The sequence below is a fragment of the Chromobacterium sp. CCUG 30098 genome (genome assembly GCF_059916605.1).
The window spans coordinates 1-22,475 of sequence record NZ_JAUCGS010000008.1 but is presented as its reverse complement, the minus strand read 5'-3'; the positions used below and the strand labels follow the sequence as shown (position 1 = coordinate 22,475).

At 68.5% G+C, this 22,475-nt stretch carries 15 protein-coding genes; 4 read left to right on the top strand and 11 right to left on the bottom strand.

The window, feature by feature from the left end; translation table 11 throughout:
* From QUG03_RS17165 to QUG03_RS17155, 3 genes are all read right to left on the bottom strand, one after another.
* Positions 1-1,422, bottom strand: coding sequence for a Dyp-type peroxidase (locus QUG03_RS17165; protein ID WP_500820481.1), 1,422 nt, complete (start codon positions 1,420-1,422; stop codon positions 1-3).
* A 217-nt stretch (positions 1,423-1,639) separates the two neighbouring features.
* Complete coding sequence (locus QUG03_RS17160) at positions 1,640-2,116, bottom strand: hypothetical protein (protein WP_227103511.1); 477 nt, start codon at positions 2,114-2,116, stop codon at positions 1,640-1,642.
* 161 nt (positions 2,117-2,277) lie between these two features.
* Positions 2,278-3,219, bottom strand: coding sequence for a DMT family transporter (locus QUG03_RS17155; RefSeq protein ID WP_107799555.1), 942 nt, complete (start codon positions 3,217-3,219; stop codon positions 2,278-2,280).
* A gap of 114 nt (positions 3,220-3,333) precedes the next feature.
* Here QUG03_RS17155 and QUG03_RS17150 point away from each other — a divergent pair, with 114 nt between their 5' ends.
* Positions 3,334-4,242 (top strand): LysR family transcriptional regulator, encoded by a 909-nt coding sequence (locus tag QUG03_RS17150; protein ID WP_253315290.1) that lies wholly within the window; start codon positions 3,334-3,336, stop codon positions 4,240-4,242.
* A gap of 167 nt (positions 4,243-4,409) precedes the next feature.
* Here the strand turns inward: QUG03_RS17150 and QUG03_RS17145 are convergent, their stop codons facing one another.
* The 3 genes from QUG03_RS17145 to QUG03_RS17135 form a co-directional block, all read right to left on the bottom strand.
* Positions 4,410-5,780, bottom strand: coding sequence for an amidase (locus QUG03_RS17145; RefSeq protein WP_500820480.1), 1,371 nt, complete (start codon positions 5,778-5,780; stop codon positions 4,410-4,412).
* A 5-nt stretch (positions 5,781-5,785) separates the two neighbouring features.
* Positions 5,786-5,977: a hypothetical protein gene (locus tag QUG03_RS17140; RefSeq protein WP_227103504.1), complete on the bottom strand. Its 192-nt coding sequence runs from the start codon at positions 5,975-5,977 to the stop codon at positions 5,786-5,788.
* A 139-nt stretch (positions 5,978-6,116) separates the two neighbouring features.
* Positions 6,117-6,989, bottom strand: coding sequence for an MBL fold metallo-hydrolase (locus QUG03_RS17135; protein WP_500820479.1), 873 nt, complete (start codon positions 6,987-6,989; stop codon positions 6,117-6,119).
* Between the two features lie 138 nt (positions 6,990-7,127).
* On the opposite strand from QUG03_RS17135, the gene QUG03_RS17130 reads away from it, so the two are divergent.
* The gene (locus tag QUG03_RS17130) at positions 7,128-8,015 is read left to right on the top strand and encodes a LysR family transcriptional regulator (protein WP_500820478.1); all 888 of its coding nucleotides are present in this window, start codon (positions 7,128-7,130) and stop codon (positions 8,013-8,015) included.
* A 10-nt stretch (positions 8,016-8,025) separates the two neighbouring features.
* On the opposite strand, the gene QUG03_RS17125 is transcribed toward QUG03_RS17130, so the two are convergent.
* Positions 8,026-9,252, bottom strand: a complete 1,227-nt coding sequence (locus QUG03_RS17125) for an NADH:flavin oxidoreductase/NADH oxidase family protein (RefSeq protein WP_500820477.1) — start codon at positions 9,250-9,252, stop codon at positions 8,026-8,028.
* Positions 9,253-9,333: 81 nt separating this feature from the next.
* Here QUG03_RS17125 and QUG03_RS17120 point away from each other — a divergent pair, with 81 nt between their 5' ends.
* Together QUG03_RS17120 and QUG03_RS17115 are read left to right on the top strand one after the other, a co-directional pair.
* Entirely contained in the window at positions 9,334-9,795 is a 462-nt protein-coding gene (locus QUG03_RS17120) for a MerR family transcriptional regulator (RefSeq protein WP_500820476.1), read from the top strand.
* 137 nt (positions 9,796-9,932) lie between these two features.
* A complete protein-coding gene (locus tag QUG03_RS17115; RefSeq protein ID WP_107799548.1) occupies positions 9,933-10,622 on the top strand; it encodes a type 1 glutamine amidotransferase domain-containing protein in 690 nt (229 codons plus the stop codon).
* A 30-nt stretch (positions 10,623-10,652) separates the two neighbouring features.
* Here the strand turns inward: QUG03_RS17115 and QUG03_RS17110 are convergent, their stop codons facing one another.
* The 4 genes from QUG03_RS17110 to QUG03_RS17095 form a co-directional block, all read right to left on the bottom strand.
* Positions 10,653-13,748: an amino acid adenylation domain-containing protein gene (locus tag QUG03_RS17110; protein ID WP_500820475.1), complete on the bottom strand. Its 3,096-nt coding sequence runs from the start codon at positions 13,746-13,748 to the stop codon at positions 10,653-10,655.
* A gap of 76 nt (positions 13,749-13,824) precedes the next feature.
* A complete protein-coding gene (locus tag QUG03_RS17105) occupies positions 13,825-16,548 on the bottom strand; it encodes a condensation domain-containing protein (RefSeq protein WP_500820474.1) in 2,724 nt (907 codons plus the stop codon).
* Between the two features lie 221 nt (positions 16,549-16,769).
* A complete protein-coding gene (locus QUG03_RS17100) occupies positions 16,770-18,374 on the bottom strand; it encodes an MBL fold metallo-hydrolase (protein ID WP_500820473.1) in 1,605 nt (534 codons plus the stop codon).
* The coding region (locus QUG03_RS17095) for an amino acid adenylation domain-containing protein (RefSeq protein WP_500820472.1) at positions 18,371-22,475 on the bottom strand (4,105 nt) is incomplete at its 5' end. The genes QUG03_RS17100 and QUG03_RS17095, both read right to left, overlap by 4 nt.

Sequence of the window (22,475 nt, the reverse complement as noted above, 5' to 3'; positions counted from 1 at the left end):
TTAGCCGCTGGCCAGCCGCGCCAGGTAGCGCAGCCCGCCGATGCCGGGAAGGAAGCAATACGCGCCGCCGCGGGTGGTGATCATCCGCGAGAAGCCCTGCAACACGGTGTTGTTCTTGCCCGAGCGGCCGGGCGCGGCCAGGGTGAAGCTGCTGTCCGCGGCGTCGTTGACGCCGAGGAAGACGTCTTCTCCGCTGATGTTGAACACCGCGTTGCCGGCGTCCGGATTGCCCGGTTCCGTGGCGGATTTGACGAAGTCGCTGAGCAGGTTCCACTGGCTGCTGAGAAATTCGAACTGATTGCTCAGGCTGGCGTTGATGAAGTAGCCGATCAGGCCGCGGGCCGCGGCCGAGGGGTGTTCGGGGTCGTAGGCCGGGCCGTAAGGCATGGCCCGGCGCACGATGCGGTGGTGGGCGCTGTCGGTGCCCACCACCGCGCCGTTGCGCGGATTGTTGCGGCGGATGTGGGAGCCTATTGGACATTTCAGGCCCAGGGTGTCGTCTTGGGACGGCTGGGCATTGACGTAGTTGAAGTCGTTCAATTGACTGGTCGGCAGCGTGGCGCCGGCCTCGTCCGGCCGCAGCGTCAGCGGGTTGCCGTTGCGCCAGCGTCCGCATACCTTGGCCGCCAGCAGTTCGGGATCGATGCCGGCCTTGGCCGCGTATTCGCTCAGGAACGCGTCGAAAGCGGCCACGTCCTGTTCCAGAATGCGGAAAGCGGCATAGCTGCTGTTGCGGCTGAGCTCGGGCGGTTGCACCGAGTACACGCCCTTGCCCTCGTTGGTGTAGCCGAGCAGGAATTCCCCGGTGGCGATGACGGCCTGATCGTCCGGTTCCGGGCGCTTGCGCGGCGGGGCGCCGGCGATGGTGGGCTGGGCGATGCTGTCGCGGTAACCGAAGTGCACCTGATTGTCAGGCAGCGCCTGGGCGTCATGGGCGGATAGTTCGCTGACGGCGCCGGCGAAGGCCTGACGCAGCCGCGCGCTGAGGCTTTCCAGCAGCGCCGGGTCTTTGGCCACCCACAAGCTGAGCACGATGTGCACCTGCTCGCCATTAGCCAGGCCGCCTATCCATTTTTCAGGCGCGCTGGCGCCGATGTCGCCAACGAGGCTGGCGGTGTCGCCATCGGTGGCGCCGCGCTGGAAGGTCGATTCGAAACTGGCCAGCTGCTCGGCGCCGACGCCCAGCATGCGCAGCCCGGGACAGGTGAAGCCTATGTTCAGGAAGCTGTTCGGTTTTTGCAGCCAGCGCTTGGCGCTGGTGATGCTCGGCAGGCCGTCCCGGCCCTCCACCAGTTTCAGGATCAGCTCGCCGGCGGCGGCCTTGTCGCTAACGCTCAGAATGAAATGCCGGGCCAGGTCCACGCGGTAGCCGCGCAGAATCGTGCCTTGGATGTCGTCGTACGGGAGGTCGGGGCTGTTCATGGCATGCCTTTCAGCAATGGGACGGGTGTAAGAGGCTGTTCAAAGTCCGCTGCGCTTCGTGAAACGCTGCTCGGCGAGTACCCGCTCAAGCTGCTCATGTACCACGCGTACATTCCGCTTTTTCGCTCGTTTTCGCCTTGACTCGCGCTTGCTCGCGAGACTTTGAACAGGCTCTAAGGCGCAAGCGGGCGGGCCGCCTGCGCCTGGCGGGCGCGCTTCAGTCCAGCGCGGCGAGTATGGTCTGCACCGTGTACGGATAGGCCTGGTACAAGCCGTTGTCGTCCTTGCCGCCGCCGCCGTTGTTGGGAATATGCTGGGACGCGTCGTTCTGGGCGATGAAGGCCTGAAAGGCCGCCACATTATTGGCCACCGGGGTCAGCGCCTTGCCTCCCACCACGAATTGCAGCAGCGCGTCGAAGACGGTGCCCACCTGGGCGACGAAGTCGTTGATGTAGGCGTTGAAGCTGCCGTCGTACTCGGTGATGACCGCGATCACGTAGTTGTCGCTGCTTTTGCCGGTGGGCTGCAGATTGGCGGCGGAGCGGTCCAAGAGCAAGGTGCGCGCGTAATGGACGGTGCCGATCGAAGTCAGCGCTTGATGCAGGGTGGGTTCGTATTCCGCCAGAGTGGCGGCGATGGCTTCCAGGCTGGTGCCGGGAATGACCGGCATCAACAGGGTGAGCGGGCTGGCCATGGGGCTTCTCCCTAAGGGGTTTGGGAATTGAAGCCTAGCAGCGCGACCTTGACTGTCAATGCGATTTTATTCGTTTTGCAAATCAAAAGCCGTGGTTTAGGTATTCATACTAAGGGCTTGCCCGAGGGCCGCGCCCGGCGGGGGCGGCCGCGGCCGAACGCTCACTTGCGGTTGGTCAGGGACACGCCCGCCGCCGCCAGCGCGCCGCCCGCCAACATGGACGCCAGAATGGGTTCGCCCAGCAGCCCCGCGGACAGCAGCACGCCGAAGGCGGGCACCAGATTGGTGAACACGGCGGCGCGCGAGGGGCCGATCTCCCGGATGCCCTGGTAATACCAGATAAAGCCCACCACGGTGCCTATGGCCCCCAGATAGAGCATGGACAGCCAGATCCGCCAGCCGAAGGAGGCCCAGGGAACGGAGCCGATCTCGCCGGCCGCGCCCAGGGACAGGAAGGCCAGGCCCCACAGCGTGGCGTAGGTGGTGGCCGCGATCGGGCTCAGGGTTTCCATCGCCTTGCGCGAGCCCAGCGTATAGGCCGCCCAGCTCAGCACCGCCAGGCTCATCAGGGCTTCGCCGGCGCCGAAGGACTGGCTGAAATCGTGGACCGTGCCGACGAGATCGCCGCGGGTGATGACCACCATGGCGCCCAGCAAGGCCACGGCGATGCCGGCCCAGCGGCGCAGGCCCAGGCGCTCGCGGAAAATCAGGCTGGCGGCCAGCGCGGTCATGATGGGATTGAGGCTGACGAACAAGGCGGTGCGGCCGGCGGGAATGCGCGCCAGCGCGCCGAAGAAACAGGCGTTGTAGAGAAAAATGCCGGTAAAGCCCAGAAACGCGGTGACGGCGATCTGCGAGCGGTTCAGCCGCGGCAGCCCGCCTTCCAGCCGGCAAGCCACCAGCACCAGCAGCAGGGCGGCCACCAGGAAGCGGCCGAAGGCGGCGGTCATCAGCGGCATGGATTGCGCCAGCACTCTGCCGGCGATGAAGGTGCCGCCCCAGAACAGCGCGGTCAGCGCCAGTTTCAGAGACAGGGCCGGCCTGAGCGCGGTTTGCGCGCGGGCGGGCTGCGCCGCGACGGCGAGGGTGCTTGAGTGATTCATGGTGGGCGCCGGGCGCGCCGCCCGGCCTCCTGATGCTATGTGGGTGCGTATATACTATTGATTGTTTGAATTCATGGAAAAATGAGCATTTGCTCATGGGTGGACGAGACGGTCATGACCTTTACGCAGCTGGAAATCTTTGCGCTGGTGGCGGAGCTGGGCGGTTTCACCGCGGCGGCGGACAAACTGGGCATCAGCCAATCCGCGGTGTCGCACGCGATCAGGCAATTGGAGAAGGAATGGGGGCTGACCCTGCTGACGCGCGGCCAGGCCGGCATCGAGGCCACCGAGGCCGGCAACAGCCTGCTGTTGCGCGTGCGCGAACTCTTGGGCGTGGCCGAGGCGATCCGTCAGGAGGCGTCGGCGGCGCGCGGCCTGAACCGCGGCGTGCTGCGCATCGGCTCCTTCGGCACCACCTCCTCGTTGCTGCTGTTGCCGCGCATCCTCGAGCAGTTCCGCGCCAGCTATCCGGAAATCGACGTGTTCGTGGAAGAGGGCGAGGACGACGAAGTGGCGCAATGGGTCAGCGAGCGCCGGGTGGACGTGGGCTTCGTGGTGCTGCCGGACGATCGTTTCGACACCTTGCCGCTGGTGGAGGACCAGTTCGTGGCCTTGATTCCGGCCGGCCATCCGCTGGCCGGCCAGCCGGCGGCGCGGCTGGCGGATTTGTGCGACATGCCCTTCATCATGACGCTGGCGGGCAATACCGCGCTGATTGAGAGATTGTTTGAAACCGCCGGCCTGCGGCCCAGGGTCAAGCACCGCTACGCCCAGATTCTCACCATCGTCAAAATGGTGGAGAACGGCGCCGGGGTGTCCATCGTCGCCGATCTCGCGGTGCCGGCGCCCTTGCTGGCCTTATGCCCCGGCGTGGTGAAAAAGCCGCTGGCGCCCATGGTGCGGCGTGCGGTGGGCCTGGCGGTGCCCAGCCGGAAGCACGTCAGCCCGGCGGTGGCGGCTTTTCTGCATACCTGCAAAACCATGGCCAAGAGCCTGCGCGACGGTTCGCTGGGCGGTTTGTGAGCGGACGCGATGCGGACAGTCCACAAGCCTGTTCAAAATCTCGCGTGCCAGGGCGAGACAAGGCGGGAGCCGCTGAGAAAGCGGAATGCGCAGGCGGCGCATGAGCATGTTTAAGCGGCGCCCGCCGCGCCACGCGTCGCGAAGCGCGGCAGGCTGTGAACAGCTTCTTAGGCCCGCGGCAGGTCAAACCGGGTTTGGCAGCGGCTCTCTATCAGCTGGCCGGCGCGCAGCACCGTGAGCTCGTCGAAAGGCCGGCCAATCAGCTGTACGCCGAACGGCAGCCCCGCCCGGTCCAGGCCGGCCGGCACCGTCAGCGCCGGCAGGCCCAGCACATTGGCGGGCGTGCTCAGCCGTATATAGGCGGAGACCACGCTCTCCTCGACGCCGTCCGGCCAGACGAAGCTGTCCTGGCCGTGCAGCGGCGCGGTGTGCGGCACGGTGGGGACCAAGAGCAGGTCGATGTCGGCGAAGAGCCGGCGCCAGGCGGTTTGTAGCGCGATCCGAGCGGCCTGGGCCTGGGCGTGTTCGTTCTGCGGCACCAGCATGCAGGCTTCCAGCAGCGTCCTCACCTCGTCGCCGTACAGCTGCGGCGCGCGGCGCAGCGCGTCCCGGTGATAGGCGGCGGCTTCCGGCGCTATCAGGCCCCATTGGATGGGCAGGATGAAATCGGTCAGCGGGATCTCGACCTCCACCAGCGTCGCGCCGGCGGCGGCGAGTTCGGCCTGCTGATCCTGGAGCACGGCCTGGATGTCCGGCGCGATATGCTCGCAGAAATAATTGCCGGCCACGCCGACGCGCAGCCCCTCCACCCCCTGGCCCAGGCCCTGGCGGTAGCTGTCGGCCGATGGCGGCCGTCGCGTCGCGATGGCGTCCAATAAGGCCGCGGCGTCCGCCACGGTGCGGGTGATGGGGCCGACATGGTCCAGCGAGCCGGACAGCGGCACCACGCCTTGGCGGGACACCAGTTCGTAAGTGGGCTTCAGGCCCACCAGCCCGCACAAGGCGGCCGGCACCCGGATGGAACCGCCGGTGTCGGTGCCCAGCGCCGCCAGCGCGCCGCCATAAGCCACCGCGGCGGCGGAACCGCCGCTGGAGCCGCCGGGGGAACGCTCCGGCTCCCAGGGATTGTTGGTTTGCGGCGTGGTCAGGCCAAAGGCGAATTCATGGGTATGGGTCTTGCCGGTCAAGATCATGCCCGCCTGTTTGAGCCGGGCGGCCACCTCGCTGTCGGCGGCGGCGAGGTGATGCCGGCGCACTTGCGAACTGGCGGTGGTGGGCAGGCCGGCCGCGTCTATCAGGTCTTTCAGCGCGTAGGGGATGCCGTGCAAGACGCCGCGGTATTCCTTGCGGCGGATTTCCTGCTCGGCCCGCCGCGCGGCGTCCATGGCCTGATCCGCGGCGAGCGTGACATAGGCGGACAGCTGGTCTTCTTTCTCTTGCGCCCGCTCCAGCACCGAGCGGGTCAGCTCCACCGGCGACAACTGGCCGTCCGCTATCTGCCGGGCCGCGTCCACAATGCTCAATTGATAGGCTTGCACGGCGTTTACCTCCAGTCCGGGTCGAAGGGGGGCGCTGAGCGCGCGTCGGCCGGGCTCAGCCGGTCCAGCTTGGCGATTTCCGCGCGGATGAAGGCCAGGGTGGCGGCGACGGCCTCCAGGCGATCGGGGGCGAGCTTGAGGCCGGCGGCCTGGGCCAGGGCGGCGACGGCCTCCGGCGCGAGGGTGGGAAGGGCCATGAGGAGTTCCTAGGTTGGGGGCCTGTGCAAGGCTTGGCGCAAGGCATTGAGATTAAGGATTAGAGCAGCTTGTCGTCGGCGTTTCAAAGCCGCGTGGACGGGGACGCCCCACGGAGGCGGCGGATCGTTAAGCGGCGCCTCAGAGGAAGGTCCAGCCGAAGCCGCCGTCCCGGCGCGTCACCCGGCCGGCGGAGCTGTCGGCGAAGTGGGCGCTGAACACCAGGGCGCGGCGCTCGGCGGCGAAGTCCAGCAGCCAGCGCCGGGATGCCCGCGCCGCGTCCTGCTCCCGGCAGAACACCGAATTCCATTCCGGCCGGTACACCTGCATCGGCGTATGCATCACATCGCCGCAGAACAGCGCCGTCTCGCCGCGCGAACTCAGCGAAATCGACATATGGCCGGCGCAATGGCCGGGCGTGGGGTGGAAGCGGAAACCGTCCTGGTAGTCGCCGCCGTCCAGGCCGATCACGCGCGCCTGACCGGAGGCGATCACCGGCGCCACGCTGTCGTCGAACACCATGCGCCGGCTGTCCGCTTCCGGCGTGGCGAAGAAATCCAGATCGCCTTGCGGCAAAGCATAGAGGGCCTTGGGAAAGGTGGGCGTCCACTGGCCGTTGATCCGCCGCGTGTTCCAGCCCACATGGTCCGCGTGCAAATGGGTCAGCAACACGTGGTCGACGTCCGCGGGCTGGATGCCCGCGCGGGCCAGGCGTTCCAGAAAGGGCGTTTGCAGCCGGTGGAACAACGGGTTGAACGCGCGTTCCTTGTCATTGCCGACGCCGGTGTCGATCAGGAAAACCTGGCCGGCCCATTCCACCGCCCAGCTGTGCACGCTCAGGGTGAGGCGCGCGCCGTCGGCGTCCAGCAGGCCGCGCAAGCCCGGCTCTTGCGTCAGCAGCGTCTCGCTCCAGTCGCGGTAGAGGAAGGACGGGGCCAGGCCGTGCAGCAGGGTGTCCGTCACGCGGGTGATCTTGGCGTCGCCAAGTTGATAAGTGGGGCTGATGGTGTCCATTTGGGTCTCTGCGGCTAGGGTGCGCGCCGGCGCGGCCGGCGGCTTGACCGTCACTATCGCGGAAATTATCCATGCTTTCCAATGCCGAATTATTAATTCGTGATAACTTAAAGGCATATCCAAGCTGAAAGACCCCGCATGGAATTGCGCCATCTTCGTTACTTCATCGCCGTGGCCGAGCACCAAAGCGTGCGCCTGGCCTCCGAGCATCTGCACATCACCCAGCCGGCGGTGTCGCGGCAGATCCAGGACCTGGAACAAGAGCTGGGCCTGCCGCTGTTTGAGCGTTCGCCGCGCGGCCTCAAGCTGACCGCGGCCGGCGCAAGCTATTTGCGCGAGGTGCGCAAAGCGATGGCCGCGCTGGACGACGCGGCCGAGAGCGCGCGGCGCGTGGCCGCCGGACTTTTGGGCCGGCTGCGGCTGGGCTGCGTGGAGAACGCCGGTTGGGACGGCCTGGTGCCCCAGGTTTTCAGCCGCTTCCAGGCGGAGGCGCCGGAGGTGGCGCTGGAGCTGAGCGTGCTGAACACGCCGCAGCAATTGAGCGCGCTGGAGGAGGGCGCGCTGGACGGCGGCTTCATCTACCAATACGAAGACTTGCCGGAAAGCCTGGCCGGCCTGCCCTTGTTGGAGCACGACGTGGTGCTGGCGCTGCCGCGCTGCTGGGACACCGGCCACGACGAGAGCCGCCCCATCGCGTTGCGCAGCCTGGCGGACCGGCCCTTCGTCACCATGCCGCGCGAGGCCTATCCCGGCTATTACGACCGCCTGATCAGCGCTTGCCGGCAACTGGGCGTGCGTCTTAGGGTGGCGCAGGAGGCCGGCACCGAAACGGCGATCTTGTCGCTGGTCTGCGCCGGCATCGGCGCCGCCATCGTCAACTCGGCCAATCTGGGCCGGCCGCCGGCCCAGGCGCGCTTCTTCCGGTTGCGGGATTTGTCCTTGCCGATGCCGCTGAGCTTCGTCAGCCGCAAGGACGCGGCCAACCCGGCGCTGAAGCGCTTTCTGGCCGCGCTGCCGGGCGCTTGAGGCCGCCGGCTCAGCGTTGCGCCGCCCAGCGTCGATAGCGGCGGGTGCGGCAGGCGGCGGCCAGCTGCTGCTGGATCAGCGCCCGCAGCGGCGACACCTGGGGCTTGGGCGTCTTGCCCTGGCTGAGCCGGCGCAGCTGAAACTTCACCGCGGCCATATTGGCGAGCGCCGCCAGCGGCTTGTTGCGCCAGGCGATGGGCGGCAGCGCCGGAGCGGTGTCCTTGCCCTGGCGCCAGTCGCTGGGCAGCCTGGGGTCCAGGGCCAGCGCGGTGGCGATGCCCGCCATGGCCACGCCGCTGGCCACCACCTGTTCGGCCACCGGCCGGCGGCGGATGCCGCCGGTGACCATCACCGGCATGGCGGCCACGGTTTGGAGCGCTTGGGCGAACGTCAGGAAATAGGCCTCGCGGGCCAGGGTGCGCCCGTCGCGGGCCTCGCCCTGCATTGCCGGCGCTTCGTAACTGCCGCCGGAAAGCTCGACCAGATCCACCGCCAGCTCATTGAGCCAGAGCACCACCTGGCGGGCGTCGTCGGCGCTGAAGCCGCCGCGTTGGAAATCGGCGGAATTGAGCTTGACCGCCACGGCGAAGCCCGGGGACACCTCCGCGCGCACCGCTTTGACGATCTCCAGCAACAGGCGGGCCCGGTTTTCCAGCGGGCCGCCCCAGGCGTCCGTTCTTTGGTTGGACAGCGGGGACAGGAACTGGCTGAGCAGATAGCCGTGGGCCGCGTGGATTTCCACGCCGTCGAAACCGGCCTGCTCGGCGAGGCCCGCGCTGCGGGCGAAGCGCCGTATCACATCGGCGATCCCCTGCGGCGTCATCGCCTGCGGCAGGGCGAAATGCCTGGACATCTTGCCCAGGTCCAGCGGCACCGCGGACGGCGCCCAGGTGGCCTGGCCCAGATTGGCCGGCATCTGACGGCCGGGATGGTTGATCTGCAACCAGAACTGCGCGCCGCGGGAGCGGCCGATCCGGGCCCAGCGCCGGAAGCGCTCCATCTGGCGCTCGTCCTCCAGCACCACGCCGCCCGGCCCGGTCATCGCGCGGCCGTCCACCATCACGTTGCCGCTGATCAGCAGGCCGGCGCCGCCGTCAGCCCAGGCCTGGTAAAGCCTCATCAAGGCATCGGACGGAGCCTGGTCCGCGTCCGCCATGTTTTCTTCCATCGCCGCCTTGGCGATGCGGTTGGGCAGGCTGGAGCCGTTGGGAAGGGTCAAGGGGCTGAATAGGGTCATGAGCGCGCGCTCCGGGTTTGATCTTGGCTCAACCATAGGTTTAAAGTTAACTTTAATGTCAAGCCCCGATCGAGAACGCGGATGAAAATTGGAGAATTGGCGAAGCGCTGCGGCATGACCGCCTCCCGCATTCGCTTTTACGAAGCCAGCGGCCTGATCCGGGCGGTGGCGCGCGGGGCCAACGGCTACCGCGATTACGGCCCGGAAGCGCTGTGGATATTGGACATCATCGCCAGCGCCCAGAGCGCCGGGTTTTCCCTGGAGGAGATTCGCCGTCTGCTGCCGACGGAGCCTAAGGCCTGGCAGCATGAGGACCTGCTGGCGGGGCTCATGCGCAAAGTGGCCGAGATCGAACGCTTGCAGCAGCGGCTGGAGCAGAACAAGGCTCAGTTGCGGCTGGTGATCGCCAGCATGGAGAACGGGCCGGAAGGGCTGGCCTGCGACGAGCGGGCCCAATGGGTGTTGAACCGCCTGCGCGACGAGGACGGCGCGGCGGGCGGAGCGCCGGGAAGCGGGCAAGGCCCGCTCCCGGAAAAGTCGTAAACGGGCGCTTAGGCTCAGGTGAAATGCCTTGACCCTCAAGCGGACTTGAAGCTTAAGGTGGCGCAGGCCCGCCGCCGGAAACGGCCGACGCAAACCGTGTTCAAACCCCAGCGGCGCTTTGATGAGGAGAAGCCGTCATGAGCAAGCGCATTCTGCATGTGGTGAGCAATGTCGCTCACTACGCCGATCCGTCCGAAGCCACCGGTTTGTGGCTGTCTGAATTGAGCCACGCTTACGAGGTGTTCGCCGCGCAAGGCTGGGAGCAGCAGTTGATCAGCCCGCTGGGCGGCGCCTCTCCCTTGGAGCCGCGCTCGCTGAAATGGCCGAACGCCGACGCCTCGGCGCGGGCCTGGCTGGCCAGCGCCGATAAGCGGGCCTTGCTGGCGGATACCGCCAAGCCGGAAGACATCGCCCCGGCGGCGTTCGACGCGATCTATTTCACCGGCGGTCACGCGGTGATGTGGGATTTTCCGGAGCACGCCGGCCTGCAGCGGCTCGCCCGCGAGATCTACGAGCAGGGCGGCGTCGTTTCCTCGGTGTGCCACGGTTATTGCGGCCTGCTGAATATCCGCTTGTCCGACGGCGCGCTGCTGGTGGCCGGCCGCCGGCTGACCGGCTTTTCCTGGCGGGAGGAAGTGTTGGCCGGCGTGGCCGGCAAAGTGCCCTACAACGCCGAGGAGGAAATGAGGCGGCGCGGCGCCCGCTATGAAAAAGCCTGGCTGCCGTTCATGCCCAAGGTGGTGGTGGACGGCCGGCTGGTGACCGGGCAAAACCCGCAGTCGGCCAAGGCCACCGCCAAGCGAGTGGCCGCCTTGCTGTCGCGCTGAGGCCGGGAGCGCCGGCCTCGCGCGGCCGCGTCAAGCGCCTAGGCCGGCCAGCTCCCCGACGGCGACGCCCAGCGCTTCTTCGAAAGCCTGGAACAGCGCGTCCGCCGCGGCCTCGCCGCAATAAGCGGGATCGCCGCTCAGCCGGAATTCGGCGATGTCCGAGCCTTCGTCCAGATGGACGGCGATATTGACGGGGTAGTGGAAGCGATCCACGCCGTCCCAGTCCCGCAAATCCGCCGTTTTCGAATCCCGCGCCCGGAAATTCGTGAAGTTGAAGGTGTAAAGGAACTCCCGGCCGGGGCTGCGCGCATCGAAAATCGCGCTGAGCGGGTAGAGCGCGTATTTCTCCTGCAGCAGCAGGCGCTGGTGGATGGCCTCAGCCGTTTCCAGCGGACACGCCAAGGCCTGAAACGACAGCGGCTGCAAATTCCAGAACAGGCCCACCGCGTCCAGCGGATCGCTCAGTTCCGGCACCCGGCCGTTGACCACCATTCCGATCAAGACCTGGGGGTCCCGGGTCGCGCGCGCGATCGCTTGCCCGGCGGCGGCCAAATACAAGGATCGCGTCTGGATGCGCCGCGCGCGCGCGCAGTGGCCGACGCGGGCCACCAGCCGGGGCGCGATGCGTTTTTTGTGCTCCGTCATTCCGGCCGGCGGCGTTCTCCGTCGCTCAAGCGTCTGCGCGCCGGCAAACGGCGCTCGCCGCCAGTATTCAATCGCCGCCGGGTCCAGGGCCATGCGCTGCTGGAGGGCGACGTATTCGGAAAACACGTCCGCGCGCGCCGGCGGCGCGATGGCGTCATGGCGCTGATAGCGCTGGAATACCGCGTCGAAAAAGCGTTGCTGCCCCCAGCCGTCGTCTATCGCGTGGTGGATGCTCAGGAAAACGACGCAGCGGCTGTCCTCGGTTTGGAAGAAGCGCAGCCGCGCCGTTTCGCTTGCCTCCTCGAAGGGCGCGAATGGCGCGTGGAGATCGGCGCGCGCGTATTCGGCAATCCGCGCCCGCCGCCGGGCAGGGGCGTCGCGCCGGAGGTCGACGGCGTCCAGGCGCACCCGTTCCCTGCCCGCGTCGGTGCGGAGAATCGCGTCGCCGTCGCGGACGAAGAGCGTGCGGAAAACGGGATGCCGGGAAAACTCCAAGCGGAAGGCCTCCATGAGCCGTCCGATGTCGAGCGCCGCGTCCACGCAGTCAAACCACTGCTGCACGTGATAGACGCCCAGCCCTGCCGGGGCCGCCTGATAGTGCTCCAGCATCAGGCGCTGCATGTCGGACGCGGCGTTCGCGCGTTTCGCCCGCGTCGGCGGCAAGCCGGTTTCGCCCCGCAGGCTGCGGTCGTTCAGGTCCCGGACATTGGGCGAGTGAAACACGTCTTCCACCGTGGCGGCCCAGCCGGCGCGATTCAGCGCCATGATCAGTTCCACGGCGCGGATGGAGTCCCCGCCCAAGGCGAAGAAATCATCGTTAGGACCAAGACGTTCCACGCCGAGTATCCGGCTCCAGATCGCCGTCATGTCGGCTTCATTGGCCGAGGCCGGCGCGTCCGGCGGGCGTTCGTCGCTCAGGGCCCGCGCCATGTGCGGCAAACGGCTGCGATCGATCTTGCCGTGAGCGGTCAGCGGCAGGCTGTCGATGCAATGAAAGTGGTGCGGCATCATGAAGCCGGGCAGCTTTTCCGCCAGCGCCTGGCGGAGTTCCCGCAAGCTCATCGGCGCGGACGCAAAGCGGAGATAGGCCGACACCAGATCTCGCCCGTCCTCGGACGAGGTCTGGACCACCGCGTTGGCGACGCCGTCTAGCTCGCAGAGCGCGGATTCGATCTCGGCCAGCGAAACCCGGAAACCGCGGATCTTCAGGTAGCCGCCCTTGCGTGATTCGTAAACCAGCTCGCCGTGCGGATCGATCTTCGCCAGATCCTGGGTTTTGTACATCCGCTGGCCTTCGCGGCCGGGGAAGGGGCAGGGAATGAAGGCCTCGGCGGTCAGGCCGGGCCGGCCGTGATAGCCGCGCGCCAGTCCCGGACCGGCGACATACAGCTCGCCGACCTCGCCGGGCGCCACCGGCTGCAAGTCCTCGTCGAGCAGGAACAGCGACAAGTCGGGCAAGGCCGAGCCGATGCCGGCGGACTTCCTATGCTTCGTCTCGTCGGCGTCGACCACGTGCAAGGTGACGTGCACGGTGGTCTCGGTGATGCCGTACATATTGACCAGCACCGGGCCCTCGTCGCCCATGGTCTTGAACCAGGGCTTGAGCTGGGTCAGGTCCAGCCGCTCGCCGCCAAACACCACGAAGGCCAGCGATTCCAGGGCCTCGCGCTGTTCCGGATGTTCGCTCAGATACAGGGCCAGCTGATAGAAGAAGGACGGTGTCTGATTGAGCACCGTCGCGCCATGCCGCCGCAAATACGCCAGCAGCGCGGAAGGGTCTCGAATGGTGGCCAGGTCCGGGACCAGCAGGGCGCCGCCATGCAAGAGCGCGCCGAAGATTTCCCAGACCGAAAAATCGAAGGCGTAGGAGTGCAGCAAGGGCCAGACGTCCTCCGGCCCGAAGTCGTAATAAGGCTGGGACTCGGCAAACAGCCGCAGCACATTGCGGTGGGTGATCAGGCTGCCTTTGGGGCCTCCGGTCGAGCCCGAGGTATAGATGACGTAAGCCAGGTTGTCGCGATTCGGCGTGCCGCCGCCCACGGGCGTCTCGTCGCGCGATGGCGCAAAAGCGTCCAGATCAAGCTGCGGGATGTCCTTGGCGGACGCGGCGGCGGCCAGCCGTTCCCGCGATGCCGCATCCACGACGATGAGCTTGGGCCGGGCGTCGCCGACGAGGTAGTCCAGCCGCTCCGCCGGATACTCCGGGTCCAGCGGAAGGTAGGCGCCGCCGGCTTTCAGGATGGCCAGCATGGCGACGATCAGATCGGATGATCTGCGCACGGACAAGCCCACCAGGGTTTCGGCGGTCACGCCCATGGCGCGGAGGCGGCGGGCCAGGGCGTCCGCCCGCTGATCCAGTTGCCGGTAGCTGAGCGAAGCCGCCGCGCATTGCACGGCGATGCGGTCGGGAAAGCGCTGGACTGAGCGGGAGAAGGCCTCGGCAAGCGTTTGGCAGGCGCTGAGTTCTGTTGGATGAGTCATTGGTTTTGCATGTCCTGCCGGCTAGAGCGCTTTGCGCCCTCCGGCGGTTGGTCAGTTGTCGGCGCTTGACATGGGCTCACGTCGCGTCCGCCGCCAAGCCGGCGTTCCCGGCGCCGGCCGGCTTGGGTTTTCTCAGCAGCTTGGGCGTGGCGCGCGGCACCTCCCCGGCGGCCGTCGCGCCGGCGGCCTGCCGCAGCGGCGCGTCGAAGCCCCGCACGCACTGGGACAGCAAGGCCGATAGTTCCGCGCCCATGGCTTCAATCGACGCCGGGTCGAACATATCGGTCGCGTACTCGATGCGGACGCAACTGCGCGCCAGATTGAAGCCGAAGGCCAGGTCGAACTTGGCGATAGGGTTGCTGCCCGGCAGCAAGGCCACGGTCAGGCCGTCCTGCGTCCAGCCGTCGAAGTCTTGATCGACGGTGACCACCGCCTGGAAGACCGGGTGTTGGCCGGGAACGCGCTCCAGGCCAAGCCGATCGACGAGGGAGGAGAACGGCACCCGGTAGCCGGCGTAGCTCGCCTGGGCGGTTTGGCGCACTTTTTCGATGATGTTGCGCGGGGTGTCGGCGGTCTCTATCCGCACCGGCATGGCGAGCAAATTGACGAAATTGCCTATGGTGTCCTCGATCGCGCCGTCGCCGCGTCCGCCATGGGGGAAGCCCAGGCAGACGTCGGCCTGATTGCCGCGCGCGGACAGATAGGCGGCGAGCAGGGCGGCGACGGCCATGAACGGCGAGGCGCCAAGCTGGGCGGCGCGCTGGATGTGCTCGCCCAGCAGCGCCTGGGGCAAGGCGCATTCCAGGAAGGCCCCGGCGTAGTCGCGTCGCAGCGGGCGCGGGCGGTCCGGCCTGAGATTGAGCGGGGCCGCGGTTCCCGCCAGGCGGTCTAGCCAGCGGCTCAGCGTCCTCTGGTAGTCGCGGCTGCGCTGCCAGGCCCGCTCCTCGGCGGCGGCCTCTCTCACCGTCATCGCCGGCCCCACGGCGGGCAAGGCGCCGCCTCGCAGCAGGGTCCGCAGATCGCGCAGCCATATCTGCGCGGAATGGCCGTCAAACGCCATGTGGTGAAACACCATCAGCAACACCCAGTGTTCGCGGCCGCGGCGCGCCAGGCAAAAGCGGAAGAGCCGGCCGGCGGCGAGGTCGAAAGGGGTCGAGCTGACATCCCGTTCCAGGCTGGCGAAGCCGGCGTCGCGGCGGTCCGGCGGCAGTTGGCTGAGATCCGCGGTTTCGAGTACGCGGGAGGGCGGCGCGCCGATGTCCTGCCGCAGGCCGGCCGGGGTTTCCACAAAGCGCGCGCGCAGGGCTTCATGGCGTTTCAGCAGCTGTTCCAGCGCCGCCTCCAGGCGGGCGGGGTCCAGCTGGCCGCGCATCTCCAGATGCAGCGGGACATTGTACAAGGCGCGGTCCGGGGCCAGTTTCTCAAAGAAATACAGGCTTTGCTGATTGCTGGACAGCTGGCCCAGCCGGGCGTCGGCCTGGGGCCGCGCCAACGCCGCGAGCGCGCCGGTGTCCCGTTCTTGTCCGCGGCTGGCGAGTTCTTGCTCATCAGCCGTCGGCAAGGCGTCCGGCCGGCGGGCGGGATCGGCCAGGCATTGCGCGGCGAAGCGGACCAGCCCGTTCAAGAGCCGCTGGGCGGCCGAGGCTTCGAACAAGGCGTCGGCGTACTCTAGCGTCAGCCAGAGGCCGTCGTCGCGTTCGTCCAGCACAAAGCTCAAGTCGCGCTTCGCGCGTCCGGCATGCGCCGCCTGCTCGGTCAGCCGCAGGCCGGCGAGACGCCAGAGCGGGCGTTTTCGCACCCGCGCGGCGACTTGAAACCCTGGCGGCTCCAAGGCGGCGGAGGGTTCAAACGCCATGTTCCGGTTCTCCGCGCCCTGCGTGCGGACCTGGTCCAGCATCTCCCGCAGAGTGGGCTTGGCGTCCAGGCGCAAGCGCAGCGGGAGCGGGGTTTCAAACAGGCCGATGATTTCATTGGCTTCCGCGTGGCGTCGCCCCGGGACGGACGCGTCGATGAGGATTTCATCCCGGCCGCTTTCCGCGCCCAGGAAAAGGCCGAGCAAGGATGAGAAAACGACCAGCAAGGCGTCTCCCGTTTCCTGTTGAAGCCGGCGCAGCTGCTGTTCCTGCTCGGAGGGGAGCTTGAGCGCCCATTGAGCGCCGTCCGTCGATATCGTGGCCGGCAACGGACCGTCCGCGCTCAATAGCGAAGGCCGGGGCGCGCCGGCGCGCCATGGTTCGCGCTGCCAATGGGCGAAGTCCGCGTAATCGAGCGCATTGGGCGCGAGCTCGACATCGCCGCCGTTCAAGGCGGCGGCATAAGCCGTGTCCAGGTCTGTAGCCAGGATGCCGGCCGACCAGGCGTCAAAAACAGCCTGATGGAACACCATGACCAGGCTCGCCTCATCATCCGCCGGCTGAAAGAGAGCAAAGCGAAATAAAGGCCCCGTCGCCAGATCGAAGGGGCGGTCGATGACTTCCCGGACGGCCGCGGCCAGGCCGGCGCTGTCCCCGCTCGCCGGTTCCGGGCGCGTCGGCTGGAGCAAGGGGCCGGGCCAGGCGTGCCGCGTCGAGCAAAGCAGTTCGTCGCCGTCGAAGGCCATCGTCGTGCGCAAGGCCTCGTGTTTGGCCACGACCGCGGCCAGGGCCGTCTCCAATGCGGCGGCGTCCAGCGCGCCGCTTATCCGCAGCACGACGGGAAACGAGCATGAGGCGGCGTCCGGCGCCAGCGGATCCAGGTGGAACAGTCGTTCCTGTTGCAAGGACGCAAGCCAGCCGTAGCCGGCATCGAGTGAAAATTTCATAAGCGAATACCTTGGGTCGGCAATCAGTCGACAAGAGCAAGCCTTTATTCAGCCCCGCGCCCCAAGCCGGCGACGGCGTCCTGGAAGCTTTTACGTTTTGCGAGCGAAGGCGAGACAGGGCGAAAACCGCTGGAAAACGGCATGTGCTTGGGGCGCATGAGCATTTCCAGGCGGCTTTCACCGTGTCGGCTTCCGCGACGCGCGGCGGACATTGCACAGGCTCAGCAGCTGAAGCTGCTGCAGCCGTACAGCCGTTCCGCGCTCAGGCCCGCGGCGCGGCAGCGCTCGAGGAACTTGTTCGACTCGACGATCTGCTTGCTGTCGGCCGAATACTCCAGGCCGGTGACGAAGCGCATCCAGGGTTCTTGCCCCATCGCGTAGACATAGATCTTCTTACAGTCGAACTCCTCGACGATGCTCCAGGCGTGCTCGCAGTCCGAGCCGGACAAGGTGCGGGATTCGTCGTCGCGCCGGCTGAGCGGGCTGCCGGTGTACGGGCCGTACAGCCAGCTGAGCGGCGCGCCGTCGCACTCCATGCCGATGAACAGCGTGTCCGCCTTGCCCAGACGCTCCACAATGCGGCGGTAGAGCGCGCGGTCCTTGCAGTCCGAGTCCGCCAGGAACAGGAAGCGGCGGTTTTTCAGCCGCAGGAACATGCCGTGCTTGCTTTCGATGTCCAGGTCGGCGTGCTCGCCGTAAAACGGCAGGCTGACGATTTCGCCGTCGTCGAAGCGCACGCTTTCCATCGGCTCGAGTTCGGACACGTTGCGGAAACCGAGCGCGCGCAGCGTGAGCTTCATCGACGGATCGGCCAGGCTGCGGCTGTTGTGGCGCGGCACCAGCAGGCGGCCGATGCGGCCGCGCAATTGCAGCAGCAGCTCCGGGCTGAAGTGGTCCTGATGGTTGTGGGTGATGAACACGTAGTCGATATGGTCGGGCAGATCGTCGAAAGTCAGCCGCTGCGGTTCGCCATCCCGGTCCCAGGTGACGAAGGGATCGATCAGGACCGAGGTGGACGCCGTTTGCAGCAAGACGCAGGCGTGGCCGAAATAACGGATGCGCACGTCGCCGCCGTGATACTCGGGCTGCTCGCGCTGTGGCGCTTCGGTGTCGAAGAAGCCGCGGAAGCGGGCTTCCTGCTCCGCCGGCACCTTCAGCGCCTGCTTCAGCTCCGCGTAAGGGACGGCGCGTATCCGGCTGGCGGCGAGCGCTTCGTGATGGGGGGCGGCGAAGGGCAGCGGGAGCACCAGCCTGGCGTCGCCGTCCAGCCGGGGCGTGTTCAGAAAGAAATGGCGCTGCTCGTCGCGTTCGGTGCTGAAAGCCAGCGCCTGCCGGTCCGCGTCCGCGGCGTCCGGATAGCTCAGCAAGGAGTCCAGCACGCGGAGGCCGGGGTGATGGTTGAGGTCGTAGCTGACTTCGACCAGGCCGGCCAGCGTGGGCGACAACTCGGCGTAGACCGCGTCCAGGCTGTGGCCGCTGGCGGTTTGCTGCAGCTGGCGATTGAGCTTTTGCAGGTCTTCGGCGAAGCGGAGCAGCGGCGCCGCGTCCTTCAGCGTGTCCTGCAGCAGGCGGCGCACCGCGGGCAGATCGCTGGCCGGCAGTTCCAGGAAGGGGCCGCCCAGCATCTGGGGGTTCTTGGAGGCGGCGACGTGCACATTGGGGTTGGCGATGAAGGAGCGCAGCAGCGGAATCTGGCGGAAGGCCAGATTGATCGCCTGCTGGACCGGCGACACCAGATGACTCCAGGCGTACCAGCGGTGGAACAGCGGTTCCAGTTTGACGCCGCTTTTCAGATAGACGGCCGCGTCGGGATGGGGAGTGTTCATGCTTGCTCCAATGTCGTGGAAGAGGGAGGGAAAGGGCGCGAAGCCGGCGTGCCGGACGGAGCCGTCGCCTCGCTGAGTCCTGCCTGCGACGCGGCGTAGTCCGCGTAGTCGGCGTATGGCCGCGGCAGCGGCGTCCAATCGGGGGCGCCGCCGTCGGCGCGGGCGGCGTAAGCCTGGGCCAGCTCCCGCAGCAGCGGCGCGATCGGCGCGCCGGCGCCGCTGTCCGCGGCCTGGCGCAGCGCGGCGGGCAAGGCCAGGCCGTTGGCGGTCTTGATCGTCGCCCCTGTTTCGGCCGGCGCGTTCAGGACGGCGTGACGGCGGCCCAGCGCGCGCAAGGCCTGGCGCAAGGCCGGCAGCTCCAGCTCGCCGTCGCAGCGCAGCGAGACCGGCGCGCCGTCTTGCCGGCGGACGGTCAGCCAGAACGAGCGGCCGCCGGCCGCCGACGAGGATTCGTCCGGGCGGCCAAACGCCGGGCGCCGCGCCAATTCGGCGACGCTGGGGGCGAGGAAGAGCTGTTCCATCGACAGCTTGACGCCCAGCTTGCCGCGAATGAGGGCGGCCAGCCGCATCGCCAGCAGCGAGTCGCCGCCCAATTCGAAGAAGCCGGCGTCCAGATCCACGGCCGGCAGCCGCAGCGTCTCCGCGAACAAGGCCGCCAGCGTCTGTTCAAGCGGCGTGGCCGGCAAGCGTTGCGGCGCGGCCGCGAAGACCGGCGCCGGCAGCGCGCCGCGGTCCAGCTTGCCGTGGGCGTTCAAAGGCAGCGCGGGCAAGACCGTCACCGCGGCGGGCACCATGTAGTCGGGCAGGCCGGCGGCCAGCCCGGCGCGCAGCCGCGCGCCGTCCAGGCTCGCGCCGGCGCGCGGGACGGCGTAGGCGACCAGGCGCTTGCGGCCGTCGTCGTCGACAGGCAAGACCACGGCCTGGGCCACGCCGGTTTGCGAGCGCAGCGCGGCCTCGATCTCGCCCGGCTCGATGCGATAGCCGCGCAGCTTGATCTGCTGATCGAGCCGGCCCAGGAATTCCAGCTGGCCGTCCGCCAGGCGGCGCGCCTTGTCGCCGCTGCGGTAGAGCCGGCTGCCGGGCGCGCCGAAGGGATTGGCGACGAAACGCTCGGCGCTGAGCGCGGGGCGGTTAAGATAGCCGCGCGCCAGGCCGGCGCCGGCCACGTACAGCTCGCCGGCGACGCCGGCGGGCACCGGCTGCAAGGCCTCGTCCAGCAGATAGACCTGGCTGTTGAGCACCGGCCGGCCTATGGGCGGCGCGCCGTCGGTCAGGCGGTCGCTCAGGGTGGCGCAGATGGTGGATTCGGTGGGGCCGTAGGCGTTGATCATCCGGCGGCCGCGTGCCCATTTGGCCACCACCTCGGCGGGGCAGGCGTCGGCGCCGACCAACAGCGCGCCGGGCAGCAGATCCGGCGCCGGTTCCAGCATGGCCAGCAGCGCCGGCGGCAGCAGCGCGTGGCTGACGCGCGCGGCGCGCAGCGTGCCCGGCAGGCTGTCGGCGTCCAGCTGCCTGGCGTTGGCGGGCACCAGGCAGGCGCCGCCGGCGAAGGCCATCAGCATTTCCAGCACCGAGGCGTCAAAGCCCGGCGAGGAGAATTGCAGCACGCGCGCGGACGCGTCCAGCGCGCAGCGCTCTTTCAGGTCTTGCGCCAGGCTGGCCAGTCCGGCGTGGCCGACCGCGACGCCTTTGGGCCGGCCGGTGGAGCCGGAGGTGTAGATCACGTAGGCCAGATCGTCCGCCGTCAGCGGGCGCAGCCTTTCTTGCTGGCCGATGTCGCCGTCCGCGAAGCTATCGTCGGCCTCCGGCGCCATCACCGGCCCGGCGGTTTGCGGCAGGCGGGCGGCGGAGCCGGCGTCGCTCAGCACCAGGGCGGGGCGGGCGTCGTCCAGCATCAGCGCCAGCCGCTCCGCCGGGTAGTTGAGGTCCAGCGGCAGATAGGCGGCGCCGGCTTTCAGCGTCGCCAGTTGCGCGACGAGCAGCGCCGCCGATTTGGGCAGCGCGACCGCCACCAGCCGACCAGGGCCGACGCCCGCGGCGATCAGCCGCCGGCCCAGCCGGTTGGCCCGGCGGTTGAGCTCGGCGTAGCTCAAGGTTTCGCCGTCGCAGTCCAGCGCCGGCGCGTCCGGCGCGCGGCGGACTTGCCGCTCGAACAGCTCGCACAGCGGCAGCGGCGCGATGTCGCGGGCGCTGGCCTGGTCATCCAGCAGCAGGCGGCGCTCGTCCTCGTCCAGCAGGTCCAGACGGCGCACCGGGCCGTCGGGGTCGCCGGCCAGCTGCGCGAGCACGGCGGCGTAGCAGCGAGCGTAGCGCCGCAGCGCGTCGGCGTCGTGGGCGTCGCGGTGGGCGGTCAGGCTGCCGGCGATGCGCGCGCCGTCGGGGCGGAAATTGATTTGCAGCGCGAAGCTGTTGTCCATCGCGCTGTCCTGCTGGCGCCAGTCGGCCAGCGCTTCCAGCGCCTGGAAATGCGTGTAATTGAAAATGGCCTCGCCGGCGTCGCGCAGGCCGGCGTCGCGCAGCATGGTGGCCAGCGGATAACGCCGGTGCGGCAGCAGCGCCCGTTCCGCGTCTATCACGCGGCTTATCAGCCGGGTCCAGGGTTCGCGCCGGATCTCCATGCGCAGCGGCACCGAGTTCAGGAACAGGCCCACCATATGCTCCGCGTCCGCGGTTTCCGGCCGGCCGTTGGTGACCAGCGCGGTGCAGGCGCCGCTTTTGCCGGTCAGCATGGCCAGCGCCGCCAGGTGGGCGGCCAGCAGCACCGATTTCAGCGGCGCGTTCAAGCGGCGCGCCAGCGCGGTCAGCGCCGTCGAAACCGGCTCGTCTATGGCGATGTCGGCGTGGATCTGCAGCGGGCCGTCGGCCGCGGCGGCGCTGTCCTCGCGGGCGAGCAGCGCGGCGGCGGCTTCGTAGCCGCGCAGCTGTTCCCGCCAGAAATCCCGGCTGGCCGGCGAGGCCATCGCCTGGCGCTCCAGCGCGATGTAGTCGCGGTAGCGGCTGGCCAGCGCGGGCAGCCGGCAGGGCTGGCCGGCCAGCTCGGCCTGGTAGAGCTGGGCGAGTTCGACGATGAAGACGGAGTCGCTCCAGCCGTCGAGGATGGCGTGGTGGATGCGCAGCGTCAGGTGGAAGCGCCGTTCGCCCAGCCGGTGGGCGTGGGCGTGCAGCAGCGGCGCGGCGCCGGGATCGAAAGCTTGTTTGGACCAGGCGGCGATGAAGGCCGTAAGGGTTTCTTGCTGCGCGGCGGGCGGCAAGTGGCTGAGATCGCCTTCGCCCAGTGGAATGGCGGCCGTCGCCAATACCAGTTGCAAGGGTTCGAGATAGCCGTCCAGCGCGAAGCGGGTGCGCAGCAGCTCGTGCCGCCGGCACAGCGCGTCCAGCGCGCGACGCAGCGCGGCGGCGTCGTAAGGCAGGGACACCGCCAGCCCGACGATGTTGTGGTATAGCGTCGAGCCGTCGCGGAAGGCGCTGTGGAACAGCATGCCCTGCTGCAATTGGCTGAGCGGGTAGGCGTCCACCGCGTCCGGCGGCAACCGCCGGCGGTCGGCGGGGTCCAGCAGGGAAAAGGGCTCCGCCGGCGCGGCGGCGGCCGCCGCCTGTTCGGCATGGGCGGCCAGCAGCGCCACGCTGTGGTGTTCGAACAGGCTGGCCAGTTCGAAGGAGACGCCGGCTTTGAGCGCCAGGCCCTTCAGCCGCAAGGCCAGCAGCGAATCGCCGCCGAGGTTGAAGAAGCTGTCGTCCAGGCCGACGCGCTCCAGGCCCAGGGTCTGGGCGAAGGCCTCGGCCAGCAGCTTTTCTTTTTCGGTGACCGGCTCGCGGTGTTCGGCCAGTGTCAGCTCCGGCGCCGGCAAGGCGCGGCGGTCCAGCTTGCCGTTGGGGGTCAGCGGCAGCGCGTCCAGCGCCACCCAGGCGGCGGGCGCCATGTAGTCGGGCAGGCGGGCGGCCAGCGCGTCGCGCCAGCGCGCGACGTCGGCCTGGGCGCCGGCGGCGGGCACCGCGTAGGCGACCAGCCGGCGCTGCCCGGGCACGTCCTCGCGGATCAGGACCACGGCCTGGGCGACGCCGGGCTGGTCCAGCAGCGCGGCTTCGATCTCGCCCAGCTCG